This window comes from Verrucosispora sp. SN26_14.1 (assembly GCF_004307965.1).
Classification (GTDB): domain Bacteria; phylum Actinomycetota; class Actinomycetes; order Mycobacteriales; family Micromonosporaceae; genus Micromonospora.
Genome location: NZ_SISL01000179.1, coordinates 1 through 11,312 on the forward strand (window position 1 = coordinate 1; position 11,312 = coordinate 11,312).

The following is an 11,312-nucleotide window of genomic DNA, read 5'->3' on the forward strand; positions in this document are numbered from 1 at the left end:
CAGCGGCAGATTGGTATAAGAGACAGGTGCTGCGGGCAGGCCCACCGGCACCGCCAACGACGCGATGCCCAGCAGCAGCCGCTCGGCGGGCACCCGATCGGCCACACCCGCACCGCAGTACGGGCAGTCGCGGACGTGTCGGGCGATCCGCTTGCGCCACACCGGCGTGGGTCGCCCGTCCCAGCCACGGATCGCCGCCGAGAGGTCCGGGCAGGGCGGACGGGCCGCCAGCGCCGCGACGATGCTCCGGCCAGACTCCAGTTGCTCCCGCATCCGGTGCAGGCGTACGCCGACGTGCGCGACGGTCACACCGGTCGCGGCGGCGACCTCGGCCCGGCTGAGCCGACCGGTGCACTCCTGCCACCAGAGCGCCAGCAGCGGCTGGTACGCCGGGTCGAGCCACCGGGTCGCCTCGACAAGCTGTCGACGCTGGTCCGACACGTGCAGCCGCCCGATCGCCTCACCCTCGACGTCCCCGCCGCCGGACAGGTGCTCCACCCCGTCGCCCAGGGCGAGCCGGTCGACCGCGCCGCGCACCCGGCTGCGGTGGCCGGCGATCTGGTGCAGCGCGATCGCCACCAGCCAGGAGCGGAAACTCTCCGGCGCCCGCAGGGTGGGCAGGTCACGGACCACCCGGAGCAGCGTCTCCTGCACCACGTCGTCGACGTCCGGATGCCCGCTCAACGCCCGGCCGACGAGGTTGTAGAGCAACGGCAGGTGCGCCGAGACGAGCTGGTCACGGGCCGACCGGTCCCCCGCCTGTGCGGCGACGACCAACTCGGCGTGGTCCGCAGTGACCGTCATACCGCACCGCCTAGGAAATGGTCCCGCCGTGCACGACGTCACACGATATCGACAATCGCCGGCGTACGGCCTACTCCGGGCCGGGGCGGGGCGGATCGCGGTGCTCCTGGATGGTCCGGGTGACCTGCTCCAGCAACTGGCGCGGATCGGTCCGCCCGGTCACCTGCACCTCCACCTCAGACTCCCCGATCCGCATCCGCACCGTGGCACCGCTGGGCTGCTGGCTGAGCCAGGTCTGCAGCAGGGCGAAGAGTCCGGGCAGCAGGCTCTGCGCCACCACCGCGATGATGACGGCCTCGCTGAAGCCCGCCCGCCCTCCGCCACGCCCGCTCAGGTCCCGTACGCCGGCCCGGAACTCCGGCCGGCGGTGGATCCAGTCGACGAGCGGGACCTGGGCCGGCTGCCGGAGCGTGGTGATCATCTGGAGTCGGACGGGTTGCCGTCCCGCTACGGACGCGTCGGTGTTCATTCGTCCACCTCGGGCTGGAAGGTCAGCTCCGCACCGGTGGCGGTGACCATGCCGGTGACGGAGAGCGGGTAGGTCTCGGTGAACTCCTCCTCGCCGAAGTAGGACTCGTAGGTCCCGCTCACCCGCACCTGACCCTGCTCCTCGTAGGGCGTGCTGACCTGCGCCGCTGCCGGGCCGAGCAGGTCGATCTGCGGCGTCGGGTAGCTGGCGATCGTCCACGTGATCCCCTTGGCACCCTGGTAGCCGCTCAACCGGAACGGGCAGTCCTGCGGGGCGGCGACGGTCTGTCGCGCACAGCCGTCGAGGTACTCCTTCACCTGCGCGTCGACCGTCGACCGGGCGGCGGGCTTCAACTCGGCGACGACCTGGATCGGCGTCGCGTAGTCGGCACCGGGTGCCACGCCGATCCGTTGCGACGGCGTCTCGCTCAACGGGCTGGCGGCAGCGGTCACCAGGTACACGCCGGGCACGGCGAGCACCGACTGCCCCTGCGGGTTCTCCGGCATCGACACCCCGTTGACCAGGAGGCCCTGCTGACCGGAGGTCACGTCCAGGGTGGAGACACCACCGACGACGTGCCAACCCCGGAAGATCCCCGCCGTCGCCCCGTCGTCCCGGCGCAGCGTCAGCTCGCTCTCCATGCGCTCCCCGCCGAGCACGAACGAGACCGTGGCGGTGGCGTCGTCCTCCTTCCGGTCGATCGCCGTGACGTCGACGTCGGTCGGCGGCTGGTAGTCGGGCGACTCCACCATCCGGCCGAGCAGGTCGTCGCTGCGCACCGCGGCCTCGACGTCCGGGCTCAACCACCCGGCGAGGTCGTCCACGTCCCGGTCCTCCAGCGCCGAGAAGTACCCGTCAACGGCGGTCGCCGGCCGGAAGAAGCCCCACTGCACGACCCCGAGCAGGCTGGAGACCAGGCAGACCGAGAGCAGGACGGCGGCACCGACGACGGCCGGACGCCGGACGCTCACCGGGTCGTCCCCGCCGAAGAGTTCCCCGGGGCCGACCACCCGCCCCGACGGCGCCTCCGCCTCCGCGAGGTCGCTGGCCGCCTGCACCTGCTCCAGCCGGTCCAGGCGCAGCTCGTTCGGCGGGTGCTCGGCGCAGACCGCCTCGTCCCAGCCGCTGCGCCCGCTCTCGAACGATTTGCGGCGCTCCAGGACGGCCCGCAGGCCGTCGGCGTGCCCCGTCACCACGGCACCGAGGTCCGCCCGGTACTCCGCCGCGCGCACGTCGGCGCGGTGCAGCGGCTGTACCAGGTATTTCATCGTCAGCAGGACCGGCCAGAAGAACAGGAAGACGAAGAGGTTGGTGGCCGGGTGCGGGAACGTGCGCATCAGCCAGGTGGGCACCGCGTGCACCAGGACCAGGGGCAGCCCGACACCCCGGACGAAGGCCGACGTGATCTCGTCACCGGTGCGCCAGTGCACCAGCTCGTGACTGAGCAGCGCGGCGATCTCCTCCCGCGAGTCGGTGAGCAGACCGGTGGTGACCACGACGTGCCGGGAGTACGCCCGCGCGTTCGTGGTGACCAGGTCGTCCTCGACCAGTAGTCGCGGGACACTCGGCAGACCGAGCCGCTGTGCGCATTCGTGCAGGATCGGCAGAATCAGATCGCGCTCCCGCCGACTGAGGTCGCGGGCGCCCGACACTCGCAACAAACGGTGCTCCAGCACCACTCGGTACAGCGTGTAGAGCAGGCCCAGCACAATGGCCGCGCCCACCATTCCGACCAGTTGGGCCAGCAGTGAGACGGGCCCGTCCACCTCGCTGAACCGAAGGACGGGAATGACCAGCAGACCGACCAGGAATGCGATGGCCGCACCGACGAAAGCGCCGATCGGGCCACCGGACTGCTGCAGAAAGGAATCGATCAGCCCACCGATGATCGGCGCGTCGCGTACCGCGTGCGGCACCTGGTCGGCGACGATCCCGCCGCCGGTGAACGCGAGCGTGAGCGCGGCGGTCGTCGCGAGCAACACTGCGGTGAACAGCGCCACCGGCACGTAGAGCCAGGCCGCGACGAAGGCGCCCAGGACGCCGCGCCAGTCCCGCAGGATCCCGACCCGCAGCCAGACGACGGCGTTCGGATAGCCGGGCGGACGGTTGGCCAGCCGACCGCCGTCCGGGTCGGGGCGAGTCCCCTCCTCGACGGATTCGGTCATTCGCACGGAAGGTGCGGAAGAAGTGTCGGCAATCTGATTTCGCTGATCGCCGTAGGGCTGCGCCGCATCGGGATCGTGCTGCTGCACGGAAGCTCCTCCACGAGGCCGAACAGGGCAAGGGGCGGCCCGGCATGCAGGGGAGAATTGTTTCCTCACCAGGCCGCCGGGCCATGATTCAGTCAGGAGACGTATCGGGGTAGGCGCAGACCTTACTCCGGTCTATGCCTGACGCGCCACCCCGTTTACTCCGACCGAGATCCGCCGGATGCGGCAATTGGACATGCGGCGCCGGTGACTACCGCGCGATCTCCGGTAAAGATGAAACTTCCACGGATCATTGGCCGGACCACAGCGATTCCCGGCCCCGGCCGCACACCCTCAGAGGTCGGTACGACCGACCGGGTCGACGGTGATCGGCACACCCGTCAGCCGCTCGCTCTCCGTCCACAGCCGCGCCGCCACCGCGACGTCCCGCGCCCGCGCACTCCGGCCCGCCCGCACCGGCGGACCGGAGTTCTCCATCCGGTGCGCCGGCCCCCAGTAGCTGCCGCTCTCGGCCCCCGGATCGGTCGCGGCCCGCAACGTCGGCAGCACCCCGTCGTCGAGCTTCATCGCCACGTACCGCCCGATGGTGTTGACGACGTCGACGAACCGGTCCCGCCCCTGCCCCTCGCCGGTGTACGTCCATCCGGGATGGGCGGCGGTCACCCGCACCGGCGCCCCGGCCCCGCTCAACCGGCGATCCAGCTCCAACACGAACAGCAGCACGGCGAGCTTGCTCTGCGCGTACGCGGCGAACCGCCCGTAGCGCCGTCGCTCCCAGTTCAGGTCGTCGAGGTCGATCCGGCCGGTGCGGTACGCGTTGCTGGCCACCGCGACGACCCTGGACCCCTCGGTCGCCAGCAGCAGCGGGAGCAACCGGCCGGTGAGCGCGAAGTGCCCGAGGTGGTTCACCCCGAACTGGGACTCGAACCCCTGCCGGGTACGCCGCAGCGGCGGATACATCACGCCCGCGTTGTTGACCAGCAGGTCCAGCCGGTCGTGCTCGGCCCGGTACGCGGCGGCGAACTCGGCGACCGAGTCGAGATCCGCCAGGTCCAGCCGGAGACTCCGCACCTCGGCAGCCGGGAACTGCGCCCGGATCCGTGCCACGGCCGCCTCGCCCTTACCCTGGTCACGGCAGGCGAGCACCACCCGCGCGCCCCGGCCCACCAACAGCCGGGCGGTCTCCAGGCCGAGGCCGGTGTTGGCGCCGGTGACGATCGCGGTACGTCCCCGCTGGTCGGGAACATCGTCGTACGTCCAGCGCGTCATCCGTCACCCCTCCGGCCCGCCGCCGACGACCGGCATCGCAGGCGTGACAAGGCTTACCGCGTACCGCCGCCGCGTCAAGCGCGGTCGGCCTCGGTGGCCTGCGGCATCCTGCTCAGGCGGCCTCGCCAGGCACTCTCGGTTCAGGCGGCCTGGTCCAGGCGCTGGCGCAGCTCGGTCGGCAGCTTCAGGTCGACCGACGCCAGACACTCGTCGAGCTGTGCCACCGAGCTGACCCCGACGATCGGCACGATCGCCGGGTCACCGTCCATCAGCCAGCTCAACACCACCTGGTTCGGGGTGGCGTCCAGTTCCGCCGCCACCTCCCCGAGCACCCGCAGCCGGCGCTCGGTGCCCGGGTGCGCGTAGTGCTCCGGCAACGGCCTGTCCGCGCGGGTGTAGGTCCCCCACAACAGCGTGCTGTACGCGAACATGGTCAGATCGCGACTGCGTACCAGGTCCAGCAGTTCGTCACTCGCGTGCACGTGCCCACCCTCAGGTAGCACGGTCGCCGGACGCGGCAGCAGGTACGAATAGCGCTGCTGGACCACCGTGTACGGCGTCCACCCCCGGGCCGAGGCCAACGCCCGCGTCTCGGCCAGCCGCCAGGCGGCGTGGTTGCTGGCCCCCAGCGCCCGCACCCTGCCCTCGGCCACCGCCTCGTGGAACGTGCCCAGCGTCTCCTCGTCCGAGGTCTCGCGGTCCTCCCGGTGGGCGTAGTAGACGTCGAGACGGTCGACGCCGAGCCGCTCCAGCGAGCCGGCGAGCTGCTCCCGGATCACCGACGCGCCGAGTCCCTCGGCCCCTCCGCCGGCCGCCAACCCGGAGCCGACCTTCGACGCCAGGACCAGGTCGTCCCGATTGCCCCGGCTGGCCAGCCAGCGCCCCAGCACCGCCTCGCTCTCGCCACCGGACCCACCGGGCACCCAGAACGAGTAGCAGTTCGCGGTGTCGATCGTGGTGCCGCCGGCCTCGACGAACCGGTCCAGGATCGCGAAAGAGGTCGCCTCGTCGATCACCGTCCCGAACGACATGGCACCGAGACAGAGTTGGCTGACCTGAACGCCCGATCCATCGGACAGCTCACGTCGTCTCATCGTTCCTCCAAAATGGGCGGGATCCGTCAGCCGGAGCCTGGGTTCTGTTCCGGGCCTCCACACACGACCGTGCGTCGAGGTGAATTGTGACGCTGCTGAACCACGGCGGATCGGGAACGGACCCTGTCGGTCAGGTCTGCGGGGCCGCCGGGCGGGTGAGGCTGCGCCAGAGCCATCGTGCCGCGACGGCCGCATCGGGGAGCGGGTCGCGCCGGAGCCAGGCGGTGATGATGCCGATCGTCATGCCCGACAGTGCGGCGGCAAGGACATCGCGGGGCAGGTCGTCCTCGTCGAGGGCGGTCGACGCGTCGAGGCCGCTGGTGATCAGTTCCTCGATCCGCTCGCGGAGGGCTGCGGCGACGATCGAGGATCTGTTGCTCTGCAGGACCTGCCGGTAGACGGTCGCGTTGGCGGCGATGTGTTCGAGATAGAGCCTCATCTCGGGTGCGGTACCCGGGACGAGAGGGTCCCGCCTGGTGGTGTGGATTCCGGCGGAGGCCCGGTCGACGGCGCTCTTGAGTGCGGCCGTCAGGAGTTGTTCCTTGTCGTCGTAGTGCTGATAGAAGGTGCTGCGGTTGATGCCCGCCCGGCCGGTGATGTCTCCGACGGCGATCTCGTCCAGGGGGCGTTCGCGGGCGAGGGCCAGTAGCGCTTCCTGCAGGCTCGCCGGACGTCTTTGAGTCGGACGTCGACGAGCCGGGTGCCGGTGAATCGGGACCCCGTGAACGCGCACCGTTCGATGCTGATGCCGGTGAGGGTCGCGCCGGGCAGGTCCGTCCGCACGACCTCGCACCCGTAGAGAGCCCCCGCCTCCCAGCTGACTTCACCGAGGTCCGCGCCGGTGATCCGACAGCCTCGGATGCTCTGCTCCACAAGCTGTTCGCCACGCCAGGAGACCCCATCGATGAGGCCGTCGCGGAGGTCACCGTCGGAGAGGTCGGTGACCTGGTCCAGGTCCTCCGGATGGAGGTCCGGCAGGAGAAGGGTCACGTCACCCACGGTCGTCGCCCGCATGTCTCCTCAACCTGTACGGGCGCGGGGTGGGCACGCCACCCCGCGTCGAACGATGCCGCCAGTTGGCAGACCACCTGGAGATCGCGCTGCCCACCGAGCCAGGCTCGTCACCATTGACACCGCCATCACCACCACCGTCCACCAGAGCCAACTCCTCGACGAGGAGCTGCCCCAATCCGCGCCGATCATGGAGTGGTGGTCACTTCCATGTCCACCAAAAGACGTTTTGCGGCGACCACAACTCCATGATCGGCGCCGACGGTCGCCGCGCCGCGCGTCCCGCCGACGCCGGAGCGGTTCATCGGCTCCCGAGCACCCGGCGAGCGACCAGCCATCACGACAACACGAAAAAGGCCCCGACCGGCAGAGTTCTACCAGGTCAGGGCCTTGCTGCTTGGTGCGCCGCCAGGGACTCGAACCCCGAACCCGCGGATTAAGAGTCCGCTGCTCTGCCAGTTGAGCTAGCGGCGCTCGGTGGCAACGGGGGAAACCCTAGCACGCACCCTGAGGCGGGTTCCAATCCGATACCCGGGTCCTCCCTTCGGTCGAGCTTTCCGGACATTTGGCAACAAGCACACACAAGGCGTGGGACGGGTTCATGTTGGGCGGCGTGGATGGGGCACGATGTCCGCCAGGTCGCTAAGACAGGGGTGGGGATGGGCAGGTTCGCGCGGGCCGGGGCGTTGGTGGGCACCCTGGGTCTGGTGGCGTCGCTGGCACTGTCGGGTTGTCGCGAGGAGGGCTCGGCTGCCGAGTTCGTGCCGGGGCCCGCGACCAGCGGTGCGGTGACGCCGGACACACCGCCGTCGAGTGGGCCGCCGTTGGCGGTGAGCCCGGCCGACGGGGCGAAGAAGCGGCCGGTGAGCGTGGAGATCGGTGCCGAGTTGCCGGACGGCGCGACGGTGTCGAAGGTCAGTCTGACGACCGCCAACGGCAAGGAGGTCAAGGGCAAGCTGCGTACCGACGGCTCGTCCTGGGTGCCGTCCGCGCCGTTGAAGTGGTCCACCGAGTACACGGCCACGGTGACCGCGAAGCAGCCGGACGGCTCGGTCAGCGAGGGGACCAGCACGTTCACCACGATGGCGAAGCCCGGCTCGATGATCACCTCGGGGCTCTACCTCTTCGACGACCGGACGTACGGCGTGGCGATGCCGGTGGTGGCGGAGTTCCACCCGGGCATCCCGAAGAAGGATCGGGCCGCCGTGCAGAAGCGGATGTTCGTGCAGACCGATCCGCCGCAGCCGGGCACCTGGCACTGGGTGAGCAACGGCACTCAGGCGTTCTACCGGGCGCCGGAGTACTGGAAGGCCGGCACGAAGCTGTCCGTACGGATCGCGTTGACCGGCATTCCGCTGAGCAACGGCCGGTTCGGCAACGTCGACCGGAGCGCCACCGCGAAGATCGGCTCGGCCTTCGAGATGAAGGTGGACAATGCCGACAAGCAGATGCGGGTGTACGAGGACGGCAACCTGATCAAGACCCTGCCGGTGAGCCTCGGCAAGAAGAAGACCCCGTCGTCCAGCGGCACGCTGGTGGTGATGGAGAAGAAGGAGGCGACGGTCTTCGACACGATGGACGATCCCGATCCGGAGAACCGCTACGTCACCGACATCCAGTTCGCCCAGCGGCTGACCTGGGGTGGCGAGTACATCCACGCGGCGCCCTGGTCGGAACACGTCCAGGGACGGCAGAATGTGTCACACGGTTGCGTGAACGTGTCCCTGGCGAACGCCCGCTGGCTCTTCGAACGGACCAAGGTCGGTGATCCGATCACCATCAAGGGCACCGAGCGGAAGCTGGCCGCCGGCAACGGTTGGACGGCGTGGGATCTGAGCTGGTCGGAGTTCGTCAAGGGCAGCGCGCTGCCGGTTCCGGACGGTGGTGCGGGTCCGGCCCTGTGACCGTGCCAGATATGTCACTATCCGGACATCCCGCTCCACGTGTTTCGGTTCACCTTCCGCAACGGGTACGTGTTCCGGTGCGTCTGTGATGTGGACGGGCAGCGGACCATGACTGTGAGGACACCATGCGAGTTCGGGACCAGCGCAACCGCCGGCGGGGGGTGCTCGCCGCGGGGATGCTCGCCGTGGCGATGGTGCTGACCTCCGCCTGCACCGGCGGCAAGGGCGGCGACAACGGGCCGGGCTGGCAGGACGGTGCCGACCAGCCGGCGCCGAAGGCGTCGGTGAGCATCAGCGAACCGGCCGCCGACGCGAAGGACGTTCCCGCCTCGACGGCGGTCACCTTCGCCGCCGAGCAGTCCGAGGAGACCACTGTCGAGCTGGCCGGCGCCGACGGGGAGCCGGTCAAGGGCACGCTGGCCCCGGACGGTAAGAGCTGGTTGCCGTCGAAGGCGTTGGCGTACGGCGAGTCGTACACCGCGACCGTCACCGCGACCGGCGACGACGGTGTCCCGGTGACCGCGACCAGCGCGTTCACCGTGATGAAGCAGCCGAGCAACCAGGTCCGGGTCACCAGCTTCCTCGGCGACGACCAGACGGTCGGGGTCGCGATGCCGCTGATCGTGAAGTTCGGCCGGGAGATTCCGGAGAAGTACCGCGCCGACCTCCAGCGGCGGATGACGGTGAAGTCCACGCCCGCCCAGGAGGGCGTCTGGCACTGGGTCAGCCCCACCGAGGTCCGTTACCGGCCGAAGGAGTTCTGGAAGGCCGGCAGCAAGGTCTCCTACCGGGTGCAGGCGGGCGGGCTGCCGCTGGGCGACGGCTGGTACGGCCGGGCCGACCTGACCGTGGACATCACCGTGGGCCCGAAGCTGGTCATGACGGTGGACAACAGCAACAAACGCATGGTCGTCACCCGGGACGGCGAGACGATCAAGACGATCCCGGTGAGCCTCGGCAAGAAGACCACGCCCTCCTCCAGCGGCACGATGGTGGTGATGGAGAAGCTGCGCAAGACGGTCTTCGACACGTTCGAGGAGTTGGGCCCCGACGAGGGCTACCGCACGAAGATCGACTACGCCCAGCGGCTGACCTGGGGCGGGGAGTTCATCCACGCCGCGCCCTGGTCGGAGGGGCAGCAGGGCACCACCAACGTCTCACACGGCTGCGTGAACGTCTCCATGGTCAACGGCGCCTGGCTCTTCGAGAACACGAAGGTCGGCGACCCGATCGTGGTCAAGGGCACCGAGCGCAAGCTCCAGAACGGCAACGGCTGGACGGACTGGAACGTGAGCTGGGACGAGTACGTCAAGGGCAGCGCCCTGCCGTACGAGCCCGCGGGCGACGAGTCCGCACCGGACGCCTCCCCCGACACCACCGAGTGAGTCGGCGGCCGGTCCGCTAGCGGTCGACGCCGAGCGCGTGCGCCAGGATCCGGTGCACGTGGTCGGTGTCGGCGGGGACGTTCTCGATGAGGATGGCGGTGCACAGGCCGTCGGAGGCGGCGACCACCGCGTCCACGGCGTGGGGGTCGTCGGTGAGGGTGGCGGCGAGCGCGGCGACGTTCTCGCGCCAGTGCCGGGCGATCGGGGCGAGGGCGGGTCTGCGGGCGGCGAGCGTGGACAGTTCGCGTTCGGCCAGCGCCTTCTCGCGTCCCGGCCCGGCGGACTCGACGATCAGAGCGGCCAGGCCGCGCAGCTTGTCACCCGGGCCGTCGATGATCCGGCGGATCCGTTCGGTGTACCCGTCGGCGACGCTGGACAGCGCGGCGACGAGAAGGTCGTCCAGGGTGGCGAAGTAGTAGATGCTCAGGCTGGTGGCGACGCCGGCCTGCGTGGCGACGGCACGGTGGGTGACACCGGCTGCGCCCTCGCGGAGAACGACGGCGAGGGTGGCCTCGATGATCTCGGACCGGCGCTTGGCGCCCCTGGCGCGTCGCCCGTCGACGGGTTCCTCGCTCATGCTCCCTCCCCTGGCGCCCAGGGTAGTCGAGCGGTCAGTGACCGTCGGCGTCCTGATCCGCGCCGAGGGGAGGGACGTGCCGCAGGGCCACCAGGCACAGGAGGGTGGCCGCCACGATCGCGACGCCGGCCACGGCGGAGGCGACGTTCACCCCGGTGGTGAAGGCGTCCCGCGCGGCCCGTACGGCCTCGGTCGGCACCTGGTCGGCGACGGCGAGCGCGCCCGCGAGACTTCCGGTGAGGCGGTCGGCGACCTCCGGTGCGGTGTCGGCCGGCGCGACCATCCGCGCGGTGTAGAGCGCGGTGCTGAGGCTGCCGAGCAGCGCGACGCCGACGGCGATGCCGAGTTCCTGGACGGTCTCGGACATGGCGGCGGCCGATCCGGACTCGGTGGCCGGTGCGGCGCCGACGACCATGTCGGTGCCGAGCGCGGCGATCGCCCCGAGACCGAGGTAGACGGCGGCGAACCCGGCCACGACGGTCACCGTGTCGCCGGGAGCGGCGGTGGCCAGCAGGACGTAGCCGAACACCGACGACGCGAGCGTGGCGGCCATGACCAGGCCCGGCCGGACCCGCCGGGCGACCAGGGG

General features: G+C 70.4%; 9 protein-coding genes, 1 tRNA gene and 3 pseudogenes. 2 read left to right on the forward strand and 11 right to left on the reverse strand.

All coding sequences use genetic code 11. The features are described 5' to 3' along the window. The 9 genes and pseudogenes from EYA84_RS16995 to EYA84_RS17030 all read right to left on the reverse strand — a co-directional run. Positions 1-804, reverse strand: an 804-nt coding sequence (locus tag EYA84_RS16995; RefSeq protein ID WP_131054048.1) for an RNA polymerase sigma factor, incomplete at its 3' end; no start/stop codon positions are given. A 70-nt stretch (positions 805-874) separates the two neighbouring features. After that, on the reverse strand, positions 875-1,273 hold the full coding sequence (locus EYA84_RS17000) for a hypothetical protein (RefSeq protein ID WP_131054049.1): 399 nt from the start codon (positions 1,271-1,273) through the stop codon (positions 875-877). Continuing rightward, complete coding sequence (locus EYA84_RS17005) at positions 1,270-3,438, reverse strand: M48 family metalloprotease (RefSeq protein WP_131054050.1); 2,169 nt, start codon at positions 3,436-3,438, stop codon at positions 1,270-1,272. The genes EYA84_RS17000 and EYA84_RS17005 overlap by 4 nt, the downstream gene beginning before the upstream one ends. A gap of 378 nt (positions 3,439-3,816) precedes the next feature. Continuing rightward, positions 3,817-4,752, reverse strand: a complete 936-nt coding sequence (locus EYA84_RS17010) for an oxidoreductase (RefSeq protein ID WP_131054051.1) — start codon at positions 4,750-4,752, stop codon at positions 3,817-3,819. A gap of 140 nt (positions 4,753-4,892) precedes the next feature. Then, the gene (locus tag EYA84_RS17015) at positions 4,893-5,846 is read right to left on the reverse strand and encodes an aldo/keto reductase (RefSeq protein WP_131054052.1); all 954 of its coding nucleotides are present in this window, start codon (positions 5,844-5,846) and stop codon (positions 4,893-4,895) included. A 130-nt stretch (positions 5,847-5,976) separates the two neighbouring features. Further along, complete coding sequence (locus tag EYA84_RS33500; RefSeq protein WP_236145812.1) at positions 5,977-6,285, reverse strand: TetR-like C-terminal domain-containing protein; 309 nt, start codon at positions 6,283-6,285, stop codon at positions 5,977-5,979. Between the two features lie 144 nt (positions 6,286-6,429). Further along, positions 6,430-6,507, reverse strand: a pseudogene (locus tag EYA84_RS34080) (hypothetical protein); the annotation flags it as partial. Then, positions 6,492-6,860: pseudogene (locus EYA84_RS33505) on the reverse strand (pentapeptide repeat-containing protein); the annotation flags it as partial. The pseudogenes EYA84_RS34080 and EYA84_RS33505, both read right to left, overlap by 16 nt. Positions 6,861-7,255: 395 nt before the next feature. Next, a tRNA-Lys gene (locus tag EYA84_RS17030) sits at positions 7,256-7,331 on the reverse strand. A 185-nt stretch (positions 7,332-7,516) separates the two neighbouring features. Between EYA84_RS17030 and EYA84_RS17035 the strand changes: the two genes are divergently transcribed. Both EYA84_RS17035 and EYA84_RS17040 read left to right on the forward strand, forming a co-directional pair. Further along, positions 7,517-8,761, forward strand: coding sequence for an Ig-like domain-containing protein (locus EYA84_RS17035; RefSeq protein ID WP_131054054.1), 1,245 nt, complete (start codon positions 7,517-7,519; stop codon positions 8,759-8,761). 125 nt (positions 8,762-8,886) lie between these two features. After that, complete coding sequence (locus EYA84_RS17040) at positions 8,887-10,146, forward strand: Ig-like domain-containing protein (protein ID WP_131054055.1); 1,260 nt, start codon at positions 8,887-8,889, stop codon at positions 10,144-10,146. 16 nt (positions 10,147-10,162) lie between these two features. Here the strand turns inward: EYA84_RS17040 and EYA84_RS17045 are convergent, their stop codons facing one another. Together EYA84_RS17045 and EYA84_RS17050 are read right to left on the reverse strand one after the other, a co-directional pair. Beyond that, positions 10,163-10,723, reverse strand: coding sequence for a TetR/AcrR family transcriptional regulator (locus tag EYA84_RS17045; RefSeq protein WP_131054056.1), 561 nt, complete (start codon positions 10,721-10,723; stop codon positions 10,163-10,165). Positions 10,724-10,757: 34 nt separating this feature from the next. Then, positions 10,758-11,312 (reverse strand): annotated as a pseudogene (locus EYA84_RS17050) (MFS transporter); the annotation flags it as partial.